General features: G+C 58.3%; 23 protein-coding genes and 1 tRNA gene. 23 read left to right on the top strand and 1 reads right to left on the bottom strand.

Translation table 11 applies throughout. From position 1 onward, the window contains the following. Positions 1–96: 96 nt before the first annotated feature. The 21 genes from PQR62_RS00120 to PQR62_RS00020 all read left to right on the top strand — a co-directional run bounded on the left by PQR62_RS00120 (position 97) and on the right by PQR62_RS00020 (position 19,855). The gene (locus tag PQR62_RS00120; protein ID WP_408153543.1) at positions 97–660 is read left to right on the top strand and encodes a winged helix DNA-binding protein; all 564 of its coding nucleotides are present in this window, start codon (positions 97–99) and stop codon (positions 658–660) included. A 138-nt stretch (positions 661–798) separates the two neighbouring features. Further along, positions 799–1,776, top strand: a complete 978-nt coding sequence (locus PQR62_RS00115; protein ID WP_408153541.1) for an NAD(P)H-quinone oxidoreductase — start codon at positions 799–801, stop codon at positions 1,774–1,776. 241 nt (positions 1,777–2,017) lie between these two features. Then, positions 2,018–2,764 carry a triose-phosphate isomerase gene (gene tpiA, locus PQR62_RS00110; RefSeq protein WP_408153539.1) on the top strand — a complete coding sequence of 249 codons (747 nt, stop codon included), beginning with the start codon at positions 2,018–2,020 and terminating at the stop codon, positions 2,762–2,764. 90 nt (positions 2,765–2,854) lie between these two features. Then, a complete protein-coding gene (gene secG, locus PQR62_RS00105; RefSeq protein WP_408153537.1) occupies positions 2,855–3,232 on the top strand; it encodes a preprotein translocase subunit SecG in 378 nt (125 codons plus the stop codon). Positions 3,233–3,340: 108 nt separating this feature from the next. After that, positions 3,341–3,425, top strand: a tRNA-Leu gene (locus PQR62_RS00100). A 120-nt stretch (positions 3,426–3,545) separates the two neighbouring features. After that, the gene (locus PQR62_RS00095) at positions 3,546–3,905 is read left to right on the top strand and encodes an NADH-quinone oxidoreductase subunit A (protein ID WP_408153535.1); all 360 of its coding nucleotides are present in this window, start codon (positions 3,546–3,548) and stop codon (positions 3,903–3,905) included. A gap of 3 nt (positions 3,906–3,908) precedes the next feature. Then, positions 3,909–4,385: a NuoB/complex I 20 kDa subunit family protein gene (locus tag PQR62_RS00090; RefSeq protein ID WP_408153533.1), complete on the top strand. Its 477-nt coding sequence runs from the start codon at positions 3,909–3,911 to the stop codon at positions 4,383–4,385. A gap of 9 nt (positions 4,386–4,394) precedes the next feature. Then, the gene (locus tag PQR62_RS00085) at positions 4,395–4,991 is read left to right on the top strand and encodes an NADH-quinone oxidoreductase subunit C (protein ID WP_408153531.1); all 597 of its coding nucleotides are present in this window, start codon (positions 4,395–4,397) and stop codon (positions 4,989–4,991) included. Beyond that, the gene (locus tag PQR62_RS00080) at positions 4,991–6,244 is read left to right on the top strand and encodes an NADH-quinone oxidoreductase subunit D (RefSeq protein WP_408153529.1); all 1,254 of its coding nucleotides are present in this window, start codon (positions 4,991–4,993) and stop codon (positions 6,242–6,244) included. Before PQR62_RS00085 ends, PQR62_RS00080 begins: the two co-directional genes overlap by 1 nt. 80 nt (positions 6,245–6,324) lie before the next feature. After that, the gene (gene nuoE / locus PQR62_RS00075) at positions 6,325–6,816 is read left to right on the top strand and encodes an NADH-quinone oxidoreductase subunit NuoE (protein ID WP_408153527.1); all 492 of its coding nucleotides are present in this window, start codon (positions 6,325–6,327) and stop codon (positions 6,814–6,816) included. Beyond that, the gene (gene nuoF, locus PQR62_RS00070) at positions 6,813–8,108 is read left to right on the top strand and encodes an NADH-quinone oxidoreductase subunit NuoF (protein ID WP_408153525.1); all 1,296 of its coding nucleotides are present in this window, start codon (positions 6,813–6,815) and stop codon (positions 8,106–8,108) included. Before nuoE ends, nuoF begins: the two co-directional genes overlap by 4 nt. Positions 8,109–8,199: 91 nt before the next feature. Continuing rightward, positions 8,200–10,530 (top strand): NADH-quinone oxidoreductase subunit NuoG, encoded by a 2,331-nt coding sequence (gene nuoG, locus PQR62_RS00065; RefSeq protein ID WP_408153523.1) that lies wholly within the window; start codon positions 8,200–8,202, stop codon positions 10,528–10,530. Then, positions 10,530–11,609, top strand: coding sequence for an NADH-quinone oxidoreductase subunit NuoH (gene nuoH / locus PQR62_RS00060; RefSeq protein WP_408153521.1), 1,080 nt, complete (start codon positions 10,530–10,532; stop codon positions 11,607–11,609). The genes nuoG and nuoH overlap by 1 nt, the downstream gene beginning before the upstream one ends. A 21-nt stretch (positions 11,610–11,630) precedes the next feature. After that, positions 11,631–12,119, top strand: coding sequence for an NADH-quinone oxidoreductase subunit NuoI (gene nuoI, locus PQR62_RS00055; RefSeq protein WP_408153519.1), 489 nt, complete (start codon positions 11,631–11,633; stop codon positions 12,117–12,119). 157 nt (positions 12,120–12,276) lie between these two features. Continuing rightward, positions 12,277–12,936 carry an NADH-quinone oxidoreductase subunit J gene (locus tag PQR62_RS00050; protein ID WP_408153517.1) on the top strand — a complete coding sequence of 220 codons (660 nt, stop codon included), beginning with the start codon at positions 12,277–12,279 and terminating at the stop codon, positions 12,934–12,936. Positions 12,937–12,954: 18 nt separating this feature from the next. Further along, positions 12,955–13,263: an NADH-quinone oxidoreductase subunit NuoK gene (gene nuoK / locus PQR62_RS00045; RefSeq protein ID WP_408153515.1), complete on the top strand. Its 309-nt coding sequence runs from the start codon at positions 12,955–12,957 to the stop codon at positions 13,261–13,263. An 82-nt stretch (positions 13,264–13,345) separates the two neighbouring features. Next, positions 13,346–15,469 (top strand): NADH-quinone oxidoreductase subunit L, encoded by a 2,124-nt coding sequence (gene nuoL, locus PQR62_RS00040; RefSeq protein WP_408153513.1) that lies wholly within the window; start codon positions 13,346–13,348, stop codon positions 15,467–15,469. A gap of 27 nt (positions 15,470–15,496) precedes the next feature. Further along, positions 15,497–16,987, top strand: a complete 1,491-nt coding sequence (locus PQR62_RS00035) for an NADH-quinone oxidoreductase subunit M (RefSeq protein ID WP_408153511.1) — start codon at positions 15,497–15,499, stop codon at positions 16,985–16,987. A gap of 257 nt (positions 16,988–17,244) precedes the next feature. After that, complete coding sequence (gene nuoN, locus PQR62_RS00030) at positions 17,245–18,753, top strand: NADH-quinone oxidoreductase subunit NuoN (protein ID WP_408153509.1); 1,509 nt, start codon at positions 17,245–17,247, stop codon at positions 18,751–18,753. 13 nt (positions 18,754–18,766) lie between these two features. After that, on the top strand, positions 18,767–19,081 hold the full coding sequence (locus tag PQR62_RS00025; RefSeq protein ID WP_408153507.1) for a DUF2818 family protein: 315 nt from the start codon (positions 18,767–18,769) through the stop codon (positions 19,079–19,081). 213 nt (positions 19,082–19,294) lie between these two features. Then, positions 19,295–19,855, top strand: a complete 561-nt coding sequence (locus PQR62_RS00020; RefSeq protein ID WP_408153505.1) for an NUDIX domain-containing protein — start codon at positions 19,295–19,297, stop codon at positions 19,853–19,855. A 132-nt stretch (positions 19,856–19,987) separates the two neighbouring features. On the opposite strand, the gene PQR62_RS00015 is transcribed toward PQR62_RS00020, so the two are convergent. Next, positions 19,988–21,064, bottom strand: coding sequence for an alpha/beta fold hydrolase (locus PQR62_RS00015; RefSeq protein WP_408153503.1), 1,077 nt, complete (start codon positions 21,062–21,064; stop codon positions 19,988–19,990). A gap of 191 nt (positions 21,065–21,255) precedes the next feature. On the opposite strand from PQR62_RS00015, the gene PQR62_RS00010 reads away from it, so the two are divergent. Continuing rightward, complete coding sequence (locus PQR62_RS00010; RefSeq protein ID WP_408153501.1) at positions 21,256–22,113, top strand: hypothetical protein; 858 nt, start codon at positions 21,256–21,258, stop codon at positions 22,111–22,113. A 21-nt stretch (positions 22,114–22,134) separates the two neighbouring features. Next, a complete protein-coding gene (locus PQR62_RS00005) occupies positions 22,135–22,734 on the top strand; it encodes a hypothetical protein (RefSeq protein ID WP_408153499.1) in 600 nt (199 codons plus the stop codon). Positions 22,735–22,905: the final 171 nt, after the last annotated feature.

Raw genomic sequence — 22,905 nt, 5'->3', positions numbered from 1 at the left:
GAAATGCGATGAAATCGGGTCTAATAGCGCATTGCTTGCGCATAACGCATTTGCGCTGACGATTTCACTGAATAATCCGCCGTCTGGAGTTTGAACATGCCCAATGAGAAAAGTCGCCCCAAGGCAACTTTTGCCCAGCCCAACATGCCTGCATCGCCCAAGGTGCCCATCGTTTCTTCGCTGCATCTGGCATCCGGTCGCAGTGCCGAACTGAGCGAATTCGAATTCGGCCTGATCATCGCCAGCAATGCCTTCAACCGCTGGATGGTGCGTTGTATCTCGGCCGCCGGCATGAAGGACATGACCGCCACCGACGTGCTGGTGCTGCACCATATCAATCATCGCGCGCGCGAAAAGAAGCTGGCGGACATCGCTTTCATTCTGAATATCGAAGACACCCACATCGTCAATTATTCGCTGAAGAAATTGCATTCGCTGGGCCTGGTCAATACCGAGCGGCGCGGCAAGGAAGTGCTGTATTCGACCAATGAAGCGGGGCAGGCCATCTGCAAGCGCTATTACGAAATCCGCGAACAGGTGCTGGTGTCCGGCCTGACCGGCGACGGCACCGAGAGTTTTGAGCTGGAAGAGCTGGCGCGCTTCCTGCGCTTGCTGTCCGGTTTGTATGAGCAGGCAGCTCGTTCCGCCACTTCGATGTAACATTCTCCCCATACCACTTGACGCCGCTGCGGTCTGATCGCTGCGCGGCTTCTTCTATCATGGCCGGTTGTGCTGCAGACGTTTTCGATGACGTCGTGCCGGCAAACGCGGCCATTCACTTTTTCGGATGGAGAACTCATGCGTGCTATCGAAATTTCCCAATACGGCGGACCCGAGGTGCTGGTGTCGTGCGAGCGGCCTGTGCCGCAACTGAAGGCCGGTGAAATCCTGATCAAGGTGCATGCAGCTGGCGTCAATCGTCCTGATGTGTTCCAGCGCATGGGCAATTATCCGGTGCCGCCGGGTGCTTCCGATTTGCCTGGGCTGGAAGTGGCGGGCGAGATCGTCGACGGCGAGCTGAGCGGCAGTATTTTCAAGAAGGGCGATCTTGTCTGTGCGCTGGTGCAGGGCGGCGGCTATGCCGAATACTGTGCGGCGCCGCTGGCGCAATGCCTGCCGGTGCCGAAGGGCCTGAGTCTGCTGCAGGCGGCAGCGCTGCCCGAGAATTACTTCACGGTGTGGAGCAATGTGTTCGATCGCGGCGCCTTGTCGGAAGGCGAGAGTTTGCTGGTGCAGGGCGGCTCATCGGGCATCGGCGTGACGGCGATCCAGATTGCGCATGCGCTCGGCCACAAGGTATTTGCCACGGCCGGCAGCGACGAGAAATGCCGCAGCTGTGAAGATCTGGGCGCGGATCGCGCGATCAATTACCGTACTGAGGATTTCGAAGCGGTGATCAAGGAGGCGACCGGCGGTCAGGGCGTCAACGTGATTCTGGACATGGTGGGCGGCGATTATCTGCCGCGCGAAATCAAGTCGCTGGCCGACGACGGCCGGCTGGTGTTCATTGCGCAACTCGGCGGTAGCAAGGGCCAGCTCGACATGGGACAGGTGATGCGGCGCCGGCTGACGATTACCGGCTCCACGCTGCGCCCGCGTCCGGTGGCCTTCAAGGCGGCGATCGCGGCGCAATTGCAGCAGCGCGTCTGGCCCTTGCTGGAGGCCGGCAAGGTGCGGCCGGTGATCCACCAGACTTTTCCGCTGGCGCAGGCGGCGCAGGCGCACGCCATGATGGAGTCGAGCTCGCACACCGGCAAGATCATGCTGGAGATCTGAGACTGTTGCCTGTCTGGGGAGCTGAATCTTCAGTTGCGATACGACAAGTATCGCTATCGCAAATGGGCGCGGAGATGCGCGGGCTGGCTGCCTGATGCTTTATGGCAATGGGACGGGGCGGCTGAATTGATCCGGCCGCATCGTGGCTTGCACAGACTGTGCGGGACTCTGGTTTGACCGCGTTTGGCCCGAGCGGCTACAATGTGAGGTTATCCAAATTATTAGAGACCGCTTAAATCCTATGCGCCGCAAACTTGTAGCAGGTAACTGGAAGATGAATGGCAGCCTGGCTGCCAATTCGGCATTGATCGCCGGAATCAAGGCGGGTCTGCCGGCTGATGTCTGCGACGTCGCGGTGTGCGTGCCGGCGCCTTATCTGGCGCAGGTTCAGGGTGAGGTGGCCGGTTCTGCAATCGGTCTGGGCGCGCAGGATATCTCTGCGTTCGCATCGGGCGCCTACACAGGTGAAGTGTCGGCCGCCATGCTGAATGAATTTGCTTGTCGTTATGTCATCATCGGTCACTCCGAGCGTCGCGCCTATCATGGCGAATCGGATGATTCCGTCGCCCTGAAGACGCGGGTTGCGCTGCAGGCCGGTCTGATCCCGATTGTGTGTGTCGGCGAATCGCTGGCTGAGCGCGAAGCGGCGCAGACCAATGCAGTTGTTGGTGGTCAGCTGGATGTCGTGCTGGCAGCATTGAACGCCGAAGATGTGGCGAAGATCGTGGTGGCTTACGAGCCGGTCTGGGCCATCGGCACCGGCAAGACCGCGACGCCGGAAATGGCGCAGGACGTGCACGCAATGCTGCGCGCCAAGCTGGCGGCCAAGAGTGCCGAGGCTGCGGCCAAGGTCTGTATTTTGTACGGCGGCAGCATGAAGCCGGACAATGCCAAAGAATTGCTGGGCATGCCGGATATCGACGGCGGCCTGATTGGCGGTGCGGCGCTCAAGCCGGCCGATTTTCTGGCGATCATCCAGGCAGCCTGAGTTGCCTGCGATGTGAAGCAATGGATGTAAGAGATGCAAGTGAAGTAGTGGTGTAGTGGTCGAGCGAAATATCTAAACTGGAATGTGGAAATGAATACTTTGTTTTTGGCGGTTGTTGTAGTTCAGGTGCTGGCGGCGCTGACTATTATTGGTCTGGTTCTGTTGCAGCACGGTAAAGGCGCAGACATGGGTGCAGCCTTCGGTTCGGGCGCTTCCGGCAGCCTGTTCGGTGCGACCGGTTCGTCGAACTTCCTGTCGAAGTCGACAGCGGTTGCTGCTGCCGTGTTCTTCGTGTCGACCCTGGGTCTGGCCTTCATCGGCAATCATCATGTGTCGCAAACCGGCGGCGTGATGGAGAACGTGCAGGCGCCTGCTGCTGCATCGGTGCCATCGTCGGCTCCTGCTGCACCGGCAGCACCTGCTGAAGTTGCCAAGCCGGGCGACTCATCGAATCAGATTCCAAAATAGTCTTTTACCGATTCTGAGATAATCGAGAAAAGCACTAGAAGATTGTTAGTATTCAGCGGATTGTGCATTGAACAAGAGTAACAAACCAAGGTACAATTGCAGTCTCAAGCCGACGTGGTGAAATTGGTAGACACGCTATCTTGAGGGGGTAGTGGCGAAAGCTGTACGAGTTCGAGTCTCGTCGTCGGCACCATGAATGAAAAATGAAAGCCAGCAAAGGTCTGAGTGCCTGAGCTGGCTTTTTGTCGAGGAAGTTTCTGATTGATATTGAGAATCATTCCCACCGATTAAATCAACAAATCTGCGACCAATCGTGAACCTCGAAAATTATTTTCCCGTCCTTCTGTTTATCCTCGTCGGCATCGGTGTCGGCGTTGCTCCTCAACTCTTAGGTCGTCTGCTCGGTCCGCATAAGCCGGATGCGCAAAAGACGTCTCCTTACGAGTGCGGTTTCGAAGCATTCGAAGACGCGCGCATGAAGTTCGATGTGCGCTATTACCTGATTGCGATTCTTTTTATTCTGTTCGACCTGGAAACCGCGTTCTTCTTTCCGTGGGGCGTATCCATGCGCGAACTCGGATGGCCTGGTTTCATCACGATGATGGTTTTCATCGCTGAATTTGCGGTCGGATTTTGGTACATCTGGAAAAAGGGTGCCCTGGATTGGGAGTGAGCCATGTCTATTGAAGGCGTATTGAATGAGGGGTTCGTCACCACCTCGCTGGATAAAGTAATCAACTGGACCCGTACCGGATCCCTGTGGCCCATGACCTTCGGTCTGGCCTGCTGCGCGGTTGAAATGATGCACGTCGGCGCTTCGCGCTACGACCTGGATCGCTTCGGTGCGGTGTTCCGTCCGTCGCCGCGTCAGTCCGATCTGATGATCGTGGCCGGCACGCTGTGCAACAAGATGGCGCCGGCGCTGCGCAAGGTGTACGACCAGATGGCCGAACCGCGCTGGGTCATCTCCATGGGCTCCTGTGCCAATGGTGGCGGCTACTATCACTATTCCTATTCGGTGGTGCGCGGTTGCGATCGTATCGTTCCGGTCGACGTGTATGTGCCGGGATGTCCGCCGACAGCTGAAGCGCTGCTGTACGGTGTGATCCAGCTGCAAAACAAGATCAAGCGCACCAATACCATTGCGCGCTAAGAGGGCAGTATGACAACAAAATTGGAAACTCTCGAAGCAGCCCTGCGCAACGCGCTTGGAGGGTATCTTCAGAATCTGACGGTGGCGCTGGGTGAGGTCACTGTGGTGGTCAAGGCCGCTGACTATCTGTCCGCCATGCGCGTGCTGCGCGACCATGCCGATACCCGTTTTGAAGAGCTGATCGATCTGTGCGGCGTCGACTATTCGACTTACGGCGACGGTGCCTGGGATGGCGCGCGTTTCGCCGTTGTCTCGCATCTGCTGTCGATCACGCATAACTGGCGTGTTCGCGTGCGCGTGTTTGCGCCGGATGACGAACTGCCTATCGTCGCTTCGCTCATGAACATCTGGAGCGCCGCAAACTGGTACGAGCGCGAAGCATTCGACTTCTACGGCATCCTGTTTGAAGGTCACAACGACTTGCGTCGCATCCTGACCGACTACGGTTTCATCGGTCACCCGTTCCGCAAGGACTTCCCGGTGTCGGGTTACGTCGAAATGCGTTACGACGCCGAGCAGAAGCGCGTCATCTATCAACCCGTAACGATTGAGCCGCGCGAGATTACTCCGCGCGTGATTCGTGAAGATAACTACGGGATCAAATAATGGCTGAGATTAAAAACTACACGCTGAACTTCGGTCCTCAGCACCCGGCCGCACACGGTGTGTTGCGTCTGGTGCTTGAGCTGGACGGTGAAGTCATTCAGCGTGCCGACCCGCACATCGGTCTGCTGCATCGCGCGACCGAAAAGCTGGCGGAGCAAAAGACTTACCTGCAGTCCGTGCCTTACATGGATAGACTCGACTATGTGTCGATGATGTGTAATGAGCACGCCTATGTGATGGCCATCGAAAAAATGCTCGGCATCGAAGTGCCGCTGCGTGCGCAATATATTCGCGTGATGTTCGATGAGATCACCCGTCTGCTGAATCACCTGATGTGGATCGGCGCTCACGCGCTGGACGTCGGCGCGATGGGCGTGCTGCTGTATGCCTTCCGCGAACGCGAAGATCTGATGGATTGCTACGAGGCGGTATCCGGCGCGCGCATGCACGCTGCCTACTACCGTCCGGGTGGCGTCTATCGCGATCTGCCCGACACCATGCCGCAGTACAAGGCATCGATCGTGCGCAACGACAAGGCCATCCGCGCTCTGAACGAAAATCGTCAGGGCTCGATGCTGGACTTCATCGAAGACTTCACCAATCGTTTTCCGACCTACGTCGATGAATACGAAACCCTGCTGACCGACAACCGGATCTGGAAACAGCGTCTGGTCGGTGTCGGCGTGGTCTCGCCGGAACGTGCACTGGCAATGGGCTTCACCGGCCCGATGCTGCGCGGTTCGGGCATTGCCTGGGATCTGCGCAAGAAGCAGCCGTATGAAGTCTACGATCTGATGGATTTCGACATTCCTGTCGGCACCAACGGTGATTGCTATGATCGCTATCTGGTGCGCGTCGCTGAAATGCGCCAGTCCAACCGCATCATCAAGCAATGCGTCGAATGGCTGCGCAACAACCAGGGCCCGGTGATCATCGATAATCACAAGATCGCACCGCCGCCACGCGTGGACATGAAGTCCAACATGGAAGATCTGATTCACCACTTCAAACTGTTCACCGAAGGCTTCCACGTGCCGCCGGGTGAAACGTATGCAGCGGTTGAGCATCCGAAGGGCGAGTTCGGCATCTATCTGGTGTCCGATGGCGCCAACAAGCCGTACCGCATGAAGATCCGCGCGCCGGGTTATGCGCACCTGCAGAGCCTGAATGAAATGGCCACAGGTCACATGATTGCCGACGCCGTGACCATCATCGGTACGCAAGACATCGTGTTCGGGGAAATCGACCGCTGATGTCGACTGAAGGCGGGCTCCAGAAGGGCCTGTCAGGTTTGGGGAATATCCAATAAAACCGCGCAGAGTGATGCGCATGGATGGCCAACGATATGCTGTTAAGTCAAGAAGCTCTTAAGAAAATCGATCGCGAACTCGCGAAGTATCCTGCGGATCAGCGTCAGTCCGCAGTCATGTCTGCGCTGCGCATCGCTCAGGTGGAACACGGCTGGCTCCCGGGCGAGCTGCAGCAGGAGATTGCCGACTATATCGGCATGCCGGCAGTGGCGGTGCAGGAAGTCGCGACCTTCTACAACATGTTCAATACCAGCCCGGTGGGCAAGCACAAGATCACGGTCTGTACCAATCTGCCGTGCTTGCTGTCGGGTGGCGAGCGCGCTGCCCATCACCTCAAGCACAAGCTGGGTGTGGGTTACAAAGAAACGACCGCGGATGGCCAGTTCACCGTGATGGAAGGCGAATGCATGGGCGCTTGCGGCGATGCGCCTGTCATGCTGGTCAATAATCACCGCATGTGCAGCTGGATGTCGAACGACAAGATCGACGCGCTGCTGGAGGAACTGAAGAAATGACTTGCCTGCACGATCGCCACATCAAACCGCTGATCCTGGCCGACCTGGACGGCAAGAACTGGCATCTTGACGATTACGTCAAGCGCGGCGGCTACGAGTCGCTCAAGCGCATCATCAACGAAAACATGCCGCCCGAGCAGGTCATCGCCGAGCTCAAGGCGTCCGGCCTGCGCGGCCGCGGCGGTGCGGGTTTCCCGACCGGCCTGAAGTGGAGCTTCATGCCGCGCCAGTTCCCGGGCCAGAAATACCTCGTCTGCAATACCGATGAAGGCGAGCCGGGCACATTCAAGGACCGCGACATCATTCGCTACAACCCGCACGCGCTGATCGAAGGCATGATCATCGGCGGCTACGCAATGGGCATCACGGTCGGCTACAACTATATCCACGGCGAAATCTTCGATGCGTATCTGATCTTCGAAGAAGCGCTGGAAGAGGCGCGCGCTGCCGGATTCCTGGGCGACAACATCCTCGGCACCAATTTCAGCTTCCAGTTGCACGGCCACCATGGTTATGGCGCCTACATCTGCGGCGAAGAAACTGCGCTGCTGGAGTCGCTCGAAGGCAAGAAGGGCCAGCCGCGCTTCAAGCCGCCTTTCCCTGCAAGCTTCGGCCTGTACGGCAAGCCGACCACGATCAACAACACCGAGACCTTCGCGGCTGTGCCATTCATCTTCAAGGTGGGCGCGCAAGCGTACGCCGAGATGGGCAAGCCGAACAACGGCGGCACCAAGATCTTCTCGATCTCGGGCGACGTCGAGCGTCCGGGCAACTACGAAATTCCGCTGGGCACACCGTTCTCCACCTTGCTGGAACTGGCAGGCGGCATGCGCGGCGGCAAGAAGATCAAGGCTGTGATCCCAGGCGGATCGTCGGCGCCGGTGATTCGCGGCGACGTGATGATGGAAACCAGCATGGACTACGACGCCATTGCCAAGGCCGGTTCGATGCTGGGTTCGGGCGCGGTGATCGTGATGGATGAAACCCGCTGCATGGTGAAGTCGCTGCTGCGCCTGTCCTACTTCTACTTTGAAGAATCCTGCGGTCAGTGCACCCCTTGCCGCGAAGGCACAGGCTGGATGTATCGCATGGTCGAGCGTATCGAAAGCGGTCACGGCAAGCTGGAAGATCTGGACGTGCTCAACTCGGTGGCCGACAACATTCAGGGTCGCACCATCTGCGCGCTGGGCGATGCGGCGGCGATGCCGGTTCGCGCCTTCATCAAGAATTTCCGCGAAGAGTTTGAGTACCACATCGAGCACAAGCACTGCTTGGTGCCAGCTTACATTTAAGCAGGGTACAGGGCTTCCGGCCATTGCCGCCATGCGCGGCGCAGCCGGAAGTCGTTAAGGTAAAAAGAATACTTAGCTTGGGCAAATAGCCATGGTTGAAATCGAAATAGACGGCAAGAAGGTAGAAGTGCAAGAGGGCAGCATGGTCATGGACGCTGCCAACAAGCTCGGCACTTACATCCCTCACTTTTGCTATCACAAGAAACTCTCCATTGCGGCCAACTGCCGCATGTGCCTGGTCGACGTCGAAAAGGCGCCGAAGCCGCTGCCTGCCTGCGCGACTCCGGTCACCGCCGGAATGATCGTGCGCACCGCCAGCGACAAGGCGGTCAAGGCGCAAAAGGGCGTGATGGAATTCCTGCTGATCAATCACCCGCTGGATTGCCCGATCTGCGATCAGGGCGGTGAGTGTCAGTTGCAGGATCTGGCGGTAGGTTACGGCGGTTCGGCTTCGCGCTACGAAGAAGAAAAGCGCGTCGTGATTCCGAAGGACGTCGGCCCGCTGATCTCCATGAAGGAAATGAATCGCTGCATCCATTGCACACGTTGCGTGCGTTTCGGCCAGGAAGTGGCCGGCGTGATGGAACTGGGCATGCTGGGCCGCGGTGAGCATTCCGAAATTACTACCTTCGTCGGCAAGACCGTCGACTCCGAACTGTCCGGCAACATGATCGATCTGTGCCCGGTCGGCGCACTGACATCCAAGCCGTTCCGCTACAGCGCCCGTACCTGGGAACTGTCGCGTCGCAAGTCGGTGAGCCCGCACGACAGCATCGGCGCCAACCTGATCGTTCAGGTCAAGGGCGGCAAAGTGATGCGCGTGTTGCCGCTGGAAAACGAAGAAGTCAATGAATGCTGGATCTCGGACAAGGATCGCTTCTCCTATGAAGCGCTGGACAGCGAAGAGCGTCTGACCAAGCCGATGCTCAAGCAAGACGGCAAGTGGCAGGAAGTGGACTGGCAGACTGCGCTGGAATACGTTGCCCACGGTCTGCGCAACATCCGTCACGAACACGGCGCTGACGCCATCGCAGCACTTGGCACCGCCTATTCGACCGTGGAAGAGCTGAGCCTGCTGCAGAAGGTCGCACGCGGCCTGGGCACCGACAACGTCGATTTCCGTCTGCGTCAGTCGGACTTCGCACTGGACGGCAAGGTCACGCCATGGCTGGGCATGTCCATCGTCGAATTCTCGGAACTGAATCGCGTGTTCGTCATCGGTTCGTTCCTGCGCAAGGATCATCCGCTGCTGACGGCGCGTCTGCGTCAGTCGGTCAAGAGCGGCGCCAAGATCAGCGTTCTGCATGCGACCGACGACGATCTGCTGATGCCGATCGCCAACAAGATCATCAAGGCGCCGTCGGCATGGCTGGCCGCGCTGAGCGAAATCATCGCTGCCGTGGCGGAAGCCAAGGGCGTTGCCGTACCGGCCGGTTTCGAAGCCGTGCAAGCCTCGGCCGAAGCCAAGCAAACGGCGGCAAGCCTGCTGTCGGGCAATGCCAAAGGCGTGTTCCTGGGCAACGCAGCGGTGCAACATCCGCAAGCGGCCCAACTGCACGCAGCGGCACAATGGATTGCAGAACAGACCGGCGCCAAGCTGGGCTACCTGACCGAAGCCGGCAACACCGTCGGCGGTTATGTCGCCAACGCCGTTCCCGCTGCCGGCAAGGGTTTCAACGCAGCACAGGCATTTGCTCAGCCGCGCAAGGCTTACCTGCTGCTGAACGCTGAACCGGAACTGGACAGCTTCGACCCGCAAGCCGCACGCACTGCGCTGGACAAGGCTGAAATGGTCGTCGTCATGTCCGCTTACAAGCACGGCGCCGAATACGCCGACGTGCTGCTGCCGATCGCACCGTTCACCGAAACCTCGGGTACTTTCGTCAACGCCGAAGGCCGTGCACAAAGCTTCAACGGCACCGTCAAGCCGCTGGGCGATGCGCGTCCGGGCTGGAAGGTGCTGCGCGTACTGGGCAATCTGCTGGGGCTGGAAAACTTCGACTACGAAACATCCGAAGCGATTCGCGATGAATTGCTGGGCAAGGAGACCAATCTGGCTGCACGTCTGAACAACGTCGCTGCGCTGCCGCTGCAAGCTGCCGCGTCGGCCGCCGATGGCGCGCTGGAGCGCGTGGCCGATGTGCCTATCTACTTTGCCGATGCGATCGCCCGTCGTTCGCCGCCGCTGCTGCAGACTGTCGACGGCCAGGCGCCCAAGGCATGGCTGTCGGCCGCGCTGGCTGAAAAGCTGGGCATCGCCGCCGGCGACCGGGTGAATGTAAAACAAGGGCAGGGCAGCGCATCGCTGACCGCAGCCATCGATAAGAAACTGCCGGAAAACGTAGTGCGTGTCGCTGCTGCACACGCCTCGACCGCAGTGCTGGGCAGCATGTTCGGTGCAATCGTTGTGGAGAAAGCGTAATGGATCAGGTGCTAGCCAACATCAATGCCGTTGGTCCAGGCTATCTGGGCGCGGCTTGGCCTTACGTGTTCACGTTCGTGTGGTCGCTGATCAAGATTCTGGTGGTGATGGTGCCGCTGCTCTTGTGCGTCGCCTACCTGACCTACTGGGAACGCAAGCTGATCGGCTGGATGCACGTGCGTCTGGGCCCGAACCGCGTCGGTCCTGCCGGTCTGCTGCAGCCTATCGCCGATGCCGTCAAGCTGATCTTCAAGGAAGTCACCACACCGGCGCGCGCCAACAAGGTGCTGTTCTTCATCGCGCCGATCATGGTCATCATGCCGGCGCTGGCCGCCTGGGCGGTGGTGCCCTTCGGTCCTGAAACAGTATTGGCTAACGTCAACGCCGGTCTGCTGTACATCATGGCGATCACTTCGATGGAAGTCTACGGCGTGATCATCGCCGGCTGGGCATCCAACTCCAAGTACGCCTTCCTCGGCGCGATGCGTGCGTCGGCGCAGATGGTGTCCTACGAAATCTCCATGGGCTTCTGCCTGGTGGTGGTGCTGATGGTCAGCGGCAGTCTGAACATGACCGACATCGTCATGACGCAGAGCAAGGGTTTCTTCGCCGATCACGGCGTCGGCCTGCTGTCCTGGAACTGGCTGCCGCTGCTGCCTATCTTCGTGATCTATCTGGTCTCGGGTATTGCGGAAACCAACCGCCACCCGTTCGACGTGGTGGAAGGCGAATCGGAAATCGTGGCCGGCCACATGATCGAATACTCGGGCATGTCGTTCGCGATGTTCTTCCTGGCCGAATACGCCAACATGATTTTGATTTCGATGCTGACCACGCTGCTGTTCCTGGGCGGCTGGGCATCGCCGCTGCAGATTCTGGACTTCATCCCAGGCTGGATCTGGCTCGGCCTGAAGACCTTCTTCGTGGTGTCGGTATTCGTCTGGGTGCGTGCATCGTTCCCGCGCTACCGTTATGACCAGATCATGCGTCTGGGCTGGAAAGTGTTCATCCCGCTGACCCTGGTCTGGCTGGTGGTGGTGGCGATATGGATCCAGTCGCCGTGGAATATCTGGAAATAAAGTTTAAGGCTGAGGCAAAACATGGAAGCTATTAAGGATTTTTTCGGCAGCCTGATGCTCCGGGAACTGTTCAAGGGCCTGGCCCTGACAGGACGCTATCTGTTCGCGCGCAAGATCACGGTGCAGTTTCCGGAAGAGAAGACGCCGCAGTCGCCGCGTTTCCGCGGTCTGCATGCGTTGCGCCGCTATCCCAACGGCGAAGAGCGCTGCATCGCCTGCAAACTGTGCGAAGCAGTCTGCCCGGCGATGGCCATCACCATCGAATCGGAACAGCGCGACGACGGTTCGCGCCGCACCACCCGTTATGACATCGACCTGACCAAGTGCATCTTCTGCGGCTTCTGCGAAGAATCCTGCCCGGTTGACTCGATCGTCGAAACACACATTCTGGAATACCACGGTGAAAAGCGGGGCGACCTGTACTACACCAAGGAAATGCTGCTGGCTGTGGGCGACCGCTACGAAAACGAAATCGCGGCAGCCCGTACCGCAGATGCGGCTTATCGCTGATCTGGCAATGCCTGTCTGATTGCGGTCACGTCTTCAGGCAGGCGCGCAGCAATGCGCTGGGTGCGAGTCCGTCTCGTATGGATTTGTGGTTGAGGAGTGCGATGGAGCGCCGCTGGCGGCTTGCTCCGGTGCTGATTGAACCAACTTTTGGTTGATTATGGAATTTAAAACTGTCTTGTTCTACGTGTTCTCGGTGATCCTTGTGCTCGCCGCAGTCCGCGTCATTACTGCTCGCAACCCTGTGCATGCGGCCCTGTTCCTGGTGTTGTCGTTCTTCTCGGCGGCCGGCATCTGGATGCTGCTCAAAGCGGAATTCCTGTCCATCGTGCTGGTGCTGGTATATGTCGGCGCGGTCATGGTGCTGTTCCTGTTCGTGGTCATGATGCTCGACATCAACCTCGACAAGATGCGTGAAGGTTTCTGGGGCTACTTCCCCTTGGCGGCCACCATCGGCGTGGTCATCGTCCTGGAAATGGCGGCGGTCCTGCTGCGCAGCTTCTGGAGCTCGGACGCACAGATCCCCGCAGCTTCTGACACCATCGGTCAGACCAAGCCGCTGGGCAAACTGATCTATACCGAATACGTGTATGCCTTCGAAATCGCCGCAGTGATTCTGCTGGTGGCGATCATCGCCGCCGTCGCGCTGACTCTGCGCAAGCGCAAGGACAGCAAGTACTTCGATCCGGCCGATGCGGTCAAGGTCAAGTCTACCGACCGCGTGCGCCTGGTCAAGATGAAGGCTGAACCACGCGCCAACGACAATGGCAACGGCAACGGCACGGCGGGCGATGCGCCGGCAGCCGGTCCACAATCTTAAAAAGGGCGGAGAAGAATCATGGCAATTACGCTCTCGCATTATCTGATCCTCGGCGCGATTCTGTTCGCGATCTCGATCGTCGGTATTTTCCTCAATCGCAAGAACATCATCGTGCTGCTGATGGCGATCGAACTGATGCTGCTGGCGGTGAACATGAATTTCATTGCTTTCTCGCATTACCTCGGTGACGCGGGCGGCCAGATTTTCGTTTTCTTCATCCTGACCGTGGCGGCGGCTGAATCCGCCATCGGTCTGGCGATTCTGGTGGTGCTGTTCCGCAATCTGGACACCATCAACGTAGAAGATCTGGATAGCCTCAAGGGTTAATGCAGGTTCCGATTTAAATTTCATTTAAAGATGGGAGGCCCCGAAGCAAAACTCGGGGTCGCCACTAGCGATAAGGTTCATCATGGCGGGGCAACTTAACCCACATCTTCTTCTGGCCGTACCACTGGCGCCCTTGGCCGGTTCCGCAATTGCGGGCCTGCTCGGCACCCGGTTCTTCGGCAATGTCGTCGGCCGCAAGGTCTCGCACACAGCGACCATCCTGGGCGTGCTGATCGCCCTCATCATCTCGGTTCAGACACTGCTCGCAGTGCTCGACGGCGCCAGCTACAACGGTACGCTGTACACCTGGATGACCGTCGCCGGCCTGAAGCTGGAAGTCGGTTTCATGATCGACAGCCTGACCGCGATGATGATGTGCGTGGTGACCTTCGTCTCGCTCATGGTGCACATCTACACCATCGGCTACATGAAGGATGATGACGGCTACAACCGCTTCTTCTCGTACATCTCGCTGTTCACGTTCTCGATGCTGATGCTGGTCATGAGCAACAACTTCCTGCAGCTGTTCTTCGGCTGGGAAGCGGTGGGTCTGGTTTCCTACCTGCTGATCGGTTTCTGGTACACCCGTCCGACTGCGATCAAGGCCAACATGAAGGCCTTCCTGGTCAACCGCGTCGGCGACTTCGGCTTCATTCTGGGTATCGGTCTGCTGCTGGCTTATGCCGGTTCGATGAACTACACCGAAGTGTTCGCCAAGCGCGCCGAACTGGCGACGCTGACGCTGCCGGGCACCGACTGGATGTTGCTGACCGTGGCGTGTATCTGCCTGTTCGTGGGCGCCATGGGTAAGTCGGCTCAGTTTCCGCTGCACGTCTGGCTGCCTGACTCGATGGAAGGTCCGACCCCCATTTCCGCGCTGATTCACGCAGCGACCATGGTGACCGCCGGTATCTTCATGGTGTCGCGCATGTCGCCGCTGTTCGAACTGTCGGACACCGCCTTGTCGGTGATTCTGGTGATCGGTGCGATTACCGCGCTGTTCATGGGTTTCCTCGGCACCATGCAAACCGACATCAAGCGCGTGGTCGCGTACTCGACCCTGTCGCAGCTCGGCTACATGACCGTCGCACTGGGCGCTTCGGCCTACTCGGTTGCGGTGTTCCACCTGATGACGCACGCGTTCTTTAAGGCGCTGCTGTTCCTTGGCGCCGGCTCGGTCATCATCGGCATGCACCATGATCAGGACATGCGCAACATGGGCGGCCTGCGCAAGTACATGCCGATTACCTGGATCACCTCGCTGCTGGGTTCGCTGGCGCTGATCGGTACCCCGTTCTTCTCCGGTTTCTATTCGAAGGACAGCATCATCGAAGCCGCTGCCGAGTCGCATCTGGCAGGCTCCGGTTTTGCCTACTTCGCCGTGCTGGCCAGCGTCTTCGTGACTGCGTTCTATTCCTTCCGCATGTACTTCATGGTGTTCCATGGCGAAGAGCGTTTCGGCAAGGCTGATGCGCATGGCCATGACGACCATCATGCGCCTGCTGCTGCCCACGCAGCGCACGATGCCCATGGCCATGATGCGCACGGTCACGACGATCATGCCGCACATGATGACCATGCACACGACGATCACGCCCATCACGGTCTGGCCCCGGGTCAGAAGCCGCACGAATCGCCGCTGGTGGTCACATTGCCGCTGATTCTGCTGGCTATCCCTTCGGTTATCGTCGGTTTCTTCGCCATCTCGCCGATGCTGTACGGCGACTTCTTCAAGGGCGTCCTGTTCTTCGGTGAAAACCACAAGGGCATGGAAGAACTGGCCCATGAATACCATGGCCCGGTTGCCATGGTGATCCATGCCTTCTCGACTCTGCCGCTGTGGCTGGCGATTGCCGGTGTAGCCGTGGCTTACTACTGCTACATGATCAATCCGCGCGTGCCGGCCTGGTTCAAGGAAAAGTTCAGCATCATCTACACCATCCTGGACAACAAGTACTACATGGACAAGTTCAACGAAGTCGTGTTCGCCGGTGGCGCGCGCATGTTGGGCGGCGGCCTGTGGGCAATCGGCGACCGCGGCATCATCGATGGTCTGATCGTCAACGGCAGCGCCAAAGTGGTCGGCTGGTTCTCGAAATTTACGCGCCTCTGGCAATCCGGTTACATCTATCACTATGCATTCGTGATGATCATCGGGGTGCTGGGTTTCCTGGTTTGGTTCCTGCCGTTTCCGTTTGCCAAATAAGTTGGCGGAGTTAAGTAAATAACAACCATGATGCAGTCAACTTTTCCTATTCTGAGCCTTGCGATCTGGGTACCGATCGTCTTCGGCATCCTCGTTCTGGCAATCGGCCGCGATGAAAATCCCGGCGTCGCTCGGTGGCTCGCGCTGCTGGGTTCGATCGTCAGCCTGATCATCACGATCCCGCTGCTGACGCATTTCGACTCGGCCGCGCACGGCTTCCAGTTCGTCGAAAAGACGCCCTGGATCGACCGTTTCAGTATCAGCTACTTCCTCGGCCTGGACGGTATTTCGCTGTGGTTCGTGCCGCTGACCGCCTTCATCACCGTCATCGTGGTGCTGGCCGGCTGGCAAGTGATCGAGAAGCGCGTCGGCCAGTACATGGGCGCCTTCCTGATTCTGTCGGGCCTGATGATCGGCGTCTTTACCGCGCTGGACGGCATGCTGTTCTATGTCTTCTTCGAAGCCACACTGATCCCGATGTTCATCATCGTCGGTGTGTGGGGCGGCGACAACCGCGTCTACGCGGCCTTCAAGTTCTTCCTGTACACCTTGCTCGGCTCGCTGCTGATGCTGGTGGCGCTGATCTACCTGTACTTTGTGTCGGGCGGCAGCTTCGATATTCCGACCTGGCACCAGGTGCCGCTGTCGATGCTGGAGCAGAAGCTGCTGTTCTTCGCCTTCCTGATGGCCTTTGCGGTCAAGGTGCCGATGTGGCCGGTGCACACCTGGTTGCCCGACGCTCACGTGCAGGCGCCGACCGGCGGCTCCATCGTGCTGGCGGCCATCATGCTGAAGCTGGGCGCATACGGTTTCCTGCGTTTCTCCCTGCCGATCGCACCTGACGCCAGCCATGCGCTGTCGGGCTTCATGATCACGCTGTCGCTGGTCGCCGTGATCTATATCGGTCTGGTTGCGCTGGTGCAGCAGGATATGAAAAAGCTGGTGGCGTATTCGTCGATTGCACACATGGGCTTCGTCACACTGGGCTTCTTCATGTTCAACGACATGGCAGTGCAGGGCGCGATTGCTCAGATGATTTCGCACGGCTTCGTGTCCGGCGCGATGTTCATGTCGATCGGCGTGCTGTACGACCGCATGCATACCCGTGAAATTTCGCAGTACGGCGGCGTCGTCAACAAGATGCCGCGTTTCGCAGCCTTCTTCATTCTGTTCTCGCTGGCCAACTGCGGCCTGCCGGCCACTTCCGGTTTCGTCGGCGAATTCATGGTGATCCTGGGCGCGGTCAAGTTCAACTTCTGGATCGGTCTGCTGGCGGCAACGGCGCTGATTCTGGGTGCGGCTTACTCGCTGTGGCTGGCCAAACGCGTGATCTTCGGCGCCGTGACCAACCATCACGTGGAAGAGCTGACCGACGTCAACGGTCGTGAATTCTTCATCCTCGGTCTGCTGGCGATCGCCGTTCTGGTGATGGGCCTGTACCCGGCGGTGGTGACCGACACGATGCAGACTTCGGTGGCCGACCTGCTCAAGCATGTCGCGATCTCCAAGATCAACTGATGCAAGCATGAAGGGCGGGGCGCCCGGCGCGCCGCCCGTTGTAGTGAACGCGGTCAAGTCGTTTCAGGCAATGCGCAACAGCAGCAGGCGCAGTGAGCTTCGGCAAGTGCAGCAGGCATGACCAGGATGACAAGCAGGAATGCGACAAGACGGCGGCGTTTCAGAGTGGTTCGAAACGCTTGCTCGAACTGGCAAGCGGACTGAAAACAGACTACCTACGCAGACGAAACAAGCTGACGAATATAAGCGGTAACTAAATGAACAACATGAATCTGATCCCTGTTTATCCGGAAATATTTCTGCTGATTGCGGCCTCCGCAATTCTGCTGATCGATATGTTCTTGCCGGATGCCAAACGCTTCGTCACCTATGTGCTGTCTCTGCTGACGCTGGTCGTTCTGGCGCTGTTGACGCTCAACGATTACCACAGCGGCGCCACGGTCTACACCTTCAACAACATGTTCGTCTCCGATCCGCTGGCGAATCTGCTCAAGCTGTTCTCCTATCTGGCAGTCGGCATGACGCTGGTCTACGGCCGCAAGTACAACAGCGACCGCGGCATCGTCAGCGGTCATCTGGGCGGCGAATACTACGTGCTGGCACTGTTCGCGCTGCTGGGTCAGATGGTGATGATCTCGGGTAACAGCTTCCTGAGCATCTACCTCGGTCTGGAACTGATGTCGCTGTCGCTGTACGCGCTGGTTGCTCTGCGCCGCGACAACGTCAGCGCTACTGAAGCTGCGATGAAGTACTTCATCCTGGGCGCGCTGGCTTCCGGTTTCCTGTTGTACGGTATCTCCATGCTGTACGGCGCCACCGGCGGTTCGCTGGAGCTGAACGAAGTCTTCCGCGCCATCGTCTCGGGCACCGTTGACCGCACCGTGCTGGTGTTCGGCATCGTGTTCATCGTGGCCGGTCTGGCCTTCAAGCTGGGCGCCGTTCCCTTCCACATGTGGGTGCCGGACGTCTATCAGGGCGCACCGACTCCCGTCACCTTGCTGCTGGGCGGCGCACCGAAGCTGGCGGCATTTGCCATCACCTTCCGTCTGCTGGTCGAAGGCATGCTGCCGCTGGCAGTGGACTGGCAACAGATGCTGATGGTGCTGGCAGTCTTGTCGATCATCATCGGTAACGTCACCGCGATTGCGCAAACCAATATCAAGCGCATGCTGGCTTACTCGACCATTTCGCACATGGGCTTCATGCTCCTGGGCATGATGTCGGGCGTGGTCGACGGCAATCTGTTTTCGGCCGTGAACGCCTACAGCTCCTCGCTGTTCTATGCGATCACTTACGTCATTACTACGCTGGGTACTTTCGGCATCATCATTCTGCTGTCGCGTCAGGGTTTCGAAGCCGACAATCTGGACGACTTCAAGGGCCTGAGCAAGCGCAGCCCGTGGTTTGCCGCCGTGATGATGGTGCTGATGTTCTCGCTGGCCGGCATTCCTCCGATGGTCGGTTTCTACGCCAAGCTGTCGGTGCTGCAAGCGGTGCTGGGCACCGGCCAGATCTGGCTGACCGTGCTGGCCGTGATGTTCTCCCTGATCGGCGCCTTCTACTATCTGCGCGTGGTCAAGGTCATGTACTTCGATGAGCCGACCGACACCAGCAAGATCGAAGCGCCGCTGGACATGCGCATCGTGCTGAGCCTGAACGGTATCTCTGCACTGGCGCTGGGCATGTGGCCAGGCCATCTGATGGATGCCAGCACCAATGCGCTGGTGACCACGCTGGCGACCTTCCTCAGCAAAGTCATTTCCTGAACCGAGGGACGGCTTGAACGTTTCCCTGTTTAGCTGGGTTGTCATCCTGTTGGCCGTGATCGCGGCCAACTTGCCTTTCTTCAACCAGCAGTTGTTCGCGCTGGTACCGCTCAACAAAGCGGACAAATACATCAAGCCGATCTGGATACGCCTGCTCGAACTGCTGGTGCTGTATTTCCTGGTCGGCCTGATCGCATATTTTCTCGAAACCAGTATCGGCAATGCCTTCCCGCAAGGCTGGCAGTTTTACGCCATCACAGCTTGTCTGTTTCTGGTGCTGGCGTATCCCGGCTATGTGCTGCGCTATCTGCGCAAGCGCCACGGCTGATTGCTGGCTGAATGCAGGCCTGATGTTTGCTTGCAGACATTGTGGTCGCCGGTCTCCCTGATACTGCAAGCCTGAGCCGCATCATTTCATTGTTATCTGATTGCCTCTTCGCCAGCCCGGACTCCAGGCGCCTCAAGCTGGATTCCTGCTGCGCGTATGCCGCACGATTTCTTTCAAACGCTTCGTATCATTAACCTATCGAGATAGCCGCCCATGGATGCCCATCTGAGAGAAACCCTGAAAGATACCCAGCAAGTCTACGACGGCAGTTTTCTGAAAGTGCAACGCGACGTCGTTACGCTGCCCGACGGCAAGGAAGCGGTGCGCGAGTACATCAAACATCCCGGCGCGGTGGCCGTGCTGCCGATGTTCGATGACGGCACAGTGCTGATGGAGCGCCAGTTCCGCTATCCGCTGCATAGGGTGTTCATCGAATTCCCGGCCGGCAAGCTGGATCCGAATGAAGATCCGCTGGAATGCGCCAAGCGCGAGCTGAAGGAAGAAACCGGCTACACCGCCACCGAATGGCAATTCGTCTGCACCATCCACAACGCCATCGCCTATGCCGACGAACATCTCGATCTGTATCTCGCGCGCGGTTTGAAAGAAGGCGAGCGCAAATTGGATGAAGGCGAATTCCTCGACATCTATAAGGTGCCGCTGACGGAACTGCAGGAACAGGTGCGCAAGGGCGAAATCACCGATGTCAAAACAGTGATCGGCGTGTTCTGGCTGGAAAAGATTCTGAGCGGCGAGTGGACGCTGCCGGGCTGATTCAAGGCCTCGGCCACGGTAATGAGCGGAGCACCGCAAGCAGAAAAGCCGGGCATGCGCAATTGCACATGCCCGGCTTTTTCATTGATGCAGCATTGATGCAGATAGGCAGTGCTGTCGCCTGAGCGGGGTTCAGCGCGGCGTCACTTGCTTCAGAAACTCGCCCACCTGCGGCGCATAAAACTTCGCCGAGGCCGTGGTGCTGTGGCCGCGTGTTTCAGTGCTGGCAGGAATCAGCAGAAGCCGGGCGCGTGTCAGTTGTTTCAATGCCTCGACCAGGGTGCCGGTTTCTGGCGGATTGCGTTCATCGTCAGCAGAATTGATTGCCAGCAGCGGCGCCTTGATGCGCGACAGATTCGGCATGGCGTTGTAGTCGCCCGATGAACTCCACTGATAAATGAAGTCATTGGCGTCAGCCGTCACCGGCGCATTCAGTCGTTCATCGACGATCTTGTCGGCCAGCGCGCGGGTCGGCGCCTGGTTCTGATACGCCAGCGTGCCGCCGCTGGTGGCGATGCCGAACATGGTGTTGGCCAGACGCAGCGAAGGCGGCTGAGTCGTATAGTTGCCGTTGTTCCAGGCCGGATCCTGCTTGATCGATTCCACCAGCATGCGGCGCATCATCCAGTTGCGGCTTGCCATTTCAACCGGCTGCGAAGCCATCGGCACCAGCGCATCCATCATGTCGGGATAAGTCTCGCCCCACAGCCAGGTCTGCATGCCGCCCATGGAATTACCCATCACCAGCTTCAGGTGTTTCACGCCCAGGCCTTCGGTCACCAGCCGGTATTGCGCCAGCACCATGTCCGCATAGTTGTATTGCGGGAAACGCATGCGCAGGCCGTCGGACGGCTTGGACGACTTCGCCACGCCGATTGCATCCGGCATGATGACGTAATGCTTGCTCGCATCCAGCGGCTGGCCCGGGCCGAACATCAGACCGCCGAAATCCTTGCCCAGAAACGCCGCGCCGCTGCCATAAGTGCCATGCAACAGCAGCACCGCCGGCTGCGAAGGATCGCCTACGGTGGCGTAATGCAGGCGCAGATTATCAATGGATTCACCGGTATGAAAAGTGAATTTCGGAGCGATCCAGTCGGCTTCCTTGCGGTTGGGGTAATCGGCGCTTTGCGCCAGCGCGGCAGTAGATATGGTCATGGCGGCAAACAGGAGCGGCGAAATCAGTCTGGAGGTGAGTCTCCGAATCATGGTGTCCTCTATAGGGGGCTTGGAGTGGATGCCCATACTAATGGAAATCAACAGCCTGCGTCCTGCTTGCGCCTTCGGAACATCAAACTTCCTCCAGGAATTTTTGCTGAAGACCCGTTGCGACGGCTTATCTTGCCTGTAAAAAATGGTTAAGATATCCGCGCAATTAAAATTCAAAAACGGGGAATCCAATGTTAAAAAATATCTGCGCCATGGCAGCCATTGCCATCGGGCTGGTGGGGTGCGCCGCGCCTGCTCACATTCCGCTCAGCGAAGAAAATGCCAAGAAAATTCAGGTCGTCAATGTTCGCAGCATGGTGGTTCAGGATGAAGTAATCGCCAGAGCCGATCCATCGAATATCTCTGCCGGCATGGGAGGAGGGCTGATCCCGGCCCTGATCGATGCATCGGTCACGGCGTCGCGGCAGGAAAAACTGCAAACCGCAATGGAGTCATTTTATGAGTCCATCGACGACTATGATTTCCGCAGCATTTACTGGTCCGAGCTGAGCACCGAATTGCGTGAGCGTTATCCGCTCAAGATCAAGACCATCGTCACCACGCCGCGCGGCATGAGCTACCGGCAGGAGCAGGCGCTGGCGCCGACCCTGAACGACAATGAAGGAGAAATGCTGATGGCGACCATTTATTTCCTGTCGCCGGATTTGCGTACGCTGACCGTTTCAACGCGGGCCCGCTTGCTGATGAAAGGGGCTCTGGACCCTGTCTACAAGAATACCTTTACGTATCAGTCTTCGATCGTCGGTACCGGCGGCGAGCAATCCGCCAAATCCTGGTCGGAAGGGGGCGGCAAGCCGTTTCTGGAGAAGCTGCGCGAAGGCGTGCACGAGACGCTGGCGATGCTGACGATCGACATGAAAAATAATGCGCCGGTCCCGGCCAACGCGGAAAAAGTGACGGCCAAATATAACTTCGGCGAGATCAGCTCCGGCGACCGCAACAGCGTCAAGGGCAGCCTGGTTGAAAAACATGGTGATCGCATCGTCCTGCGCAATGACGCAGGTGAACTGTTTTCAGTATTGCCTTGATCACCAATGGAGAACAATAAAATGAATAAAACATCAATCCGCATGATCATGCTGGTTCTCGCCGCAGCCGCCGGCTTTCAGGTGCAGGCGCAAACGGCGCCGGCAGCGCCTGCCGGCGATCAGCCGCTCAGCATGAAATATGATGCCGTCGCCAACGACATTCCATTTGCGCCGCTCAAGAATGCATGTGCGATTCGCATGTTGCCGGTCGTCGACGCCCGTCCCAACAAGGAAACCCTGGGCGCCAACTTCGGGGCAGCTCTGCTGAGTGGCGACGCGGCCGCATGGTCGGCGGATGCCTTGCAGAACCTGAGTCAGTTCGGTTTCAAGGTCGAAACCATCAAGGTCGCCGATGGCCGACCCGGCCTGACACTCTTGCCGCAGATCACGCGGGCCTACACCTGGCAGATCGGCGTCAAGCTGTTCGGTACCGTGGTCGTGAAAGTTGACTATCTGAAGCCGGACGGCAGCGTGGAGAGCAAGACTTACCGCGCTTCCGGGAACAAGATCAATATGTGGGGCGCAGACTATGAGTTCATGACCACGCTGAATTACGCCTTCAACAATCTGCTGCGCACGATGGCATCCGATGTTGAAAAGCGCTGCGCAAAACAGGCATAGCACAAGGTAAAGGCTGGGCCTGAAATGGCTCTGGTGCTCTGATGTGCGGCTCTGATACGAATGCCGAGCCATAAAAAACGGCGCTTCAAAGAAGCGCCGTTTTCATTTTCAATTGCAGTTTCAATCCTGCCGCCAGCCGGTCACATATTCGAGTAATTCGGCCCGCCGCCG

Source organism: Herbaspirillum lusitanum, from assembly GCF_046025995.1.
Taxonomy (GTDB): Bacteria; Pseudomonadota; Gammaproteobacteria; order Burkholderiales; family Burkholderiaceae_D; genus Herbaspirillum; species Herbaspirillum lusitanum_A.
The sequence above is the reverse complement of the archived record's forward strand: the minus strand, read 5'-3'. Positions and strand labels throughout refer to the sequence as shown.

Bases quoted from the DNA above. Each gene is read 5' to 3' on its own strand.
- PQR62_RS00120 (WP_408153543.1), top strand. From the start codon at position 97: ATGCCCAATGAGAAAAGTCGCCCCAAGGCAACTTTTGCCCAGCCCAAC.
- PQR62_RS00115 (WP_408153541.1), top strand. From the start codon at position 799: ATGCGTGCTATCGAAATTTCCCAATACGGCGGACCCGAGGTGCTGGTG.
- tpiA (WP_408153539.1), top strand. From the start codon at position 2,018: ATGCGCCGCAAACTTGTAGCAGGTAACTGGAAGATGAATGGCAGCCTG.
- secG (WP_408153537.1), top strand. From the start codon at position 2,855: ATGAATACTTTGTTTTTGGCGGTTGTTGTAGTTCAGGTGCTGGCGGCG.
- PQR62_RS00090 (WP_408153533.1), top strand. From the start codon at position 3,909: ATGTCTATTGAAGGCGTATTGAATGAGGGGTTCGTCACCACCTCGCTG.
- PQR62_RS00085 (WP_408153531.1), top strand. From the start codon at position 4,395: ATGACAACAAAATTGGAAACTCTCGAAGCAGCCCTGCGCAACGCGCTT.
- PQR62_RS00080 (WP_408153529.1), top strand. From the start codon at position 4,991: ATGGCTGAGATTAAAAACTACACGCTGAACTTCGGTCCTCAGCACCCG.
- nuoE (WP_408153527.1), top strand. From the start codon at position 6,325: ATGGCCAACGATATGCTGTTAAGTCAAGAAGCTCTTAAGAAAATCGAT.
- nuoF (WP_408153525.1), top strand. From the start codon at position 6,813: ATGACTTGCCTGCACGATCGCCACATCAAACCGCTGATCCTGGCCGAC.
- nuoG (WP_408153523.1), top strand. From the start codon at position 8,200: ATGGTTGAAATCGAAATAGACGGCAAGAAGGTAGAAGTGCAAGAGGGC.
- nuoH (WP_408153521.1), top strand. From the start codon at position 10,530: ATGGATCAGGTGCTAGCCAACATCAATGCCGTTGGTCCAGGCTATCTG.
- nuoI (WP_408153519.1), top strand. From the start codon at position 11,631: ATGGAAGCTATTAAGGATTTTTTCGGCAGCCTGATGCTCCGGGAACTG.
- PQR62_RS00050 (WP_408153517.1), top strand. From the start codon at position 12,277: ATGGAATTTAAAACTGTCTTGTTCTACGTGTTCTCGGTGATCCTTGTG.
- nuoK (WP_408153515.1), top strand. From the start codon at position 12,955: ATGGCAATTACGCTCTCGCATTATCTGATCCTCGGCGCGATTCTGTTC.
- nuoL (WP_408153513.1), top strand. From the start codon at position 13,346: ATGGCGGGGCAACTTAACCCACATCTTCTTCTGGCCGTACCACTGGCG.
- PQR62_RS00035 (WP_408153511.1), top strand. From the start codon at position 15,497: ATGATGCAGTCAACTTTTCCTATTCTGAGCCTTGCGATCTGGGTACCG.
- nuoN (WP_408153509.1), top strand. From the start codon at position 17,245: ATGAACAACATGAATCTGATCCCTGTTTATCCGGAAATATTTCTGCTG.
- PQR62_RS00020 (WP_408153505.1), top strand. From the start codon at position 19,295: ATGGATGCCCATCTGAGAGAAACCCTGAAAGATACCCAGCAAGTCTAC.
- PQR62_RS00015 (WP_408153503.1), bottom strand. From the start codon at position 21,064: ATGATTCGGAGACTCACCTCCAGACTGATTTCGCCGCTCCTGTTTGCC.
- PQR62_RS00010 (WP_408153501.1), top strand. From the start codon at position 21,256: ATGTTAAAAAATATCTGCGCCATGGCAGCCATTGCCATCGGGCTGGTG.
- PQR62_RS00005 (WP_408153499.1), top strand. From the start codon at position 22,135: ATGAATAAAACATCAATCCGCATGATCATGCTGGTTCTCGCCGCAGCC.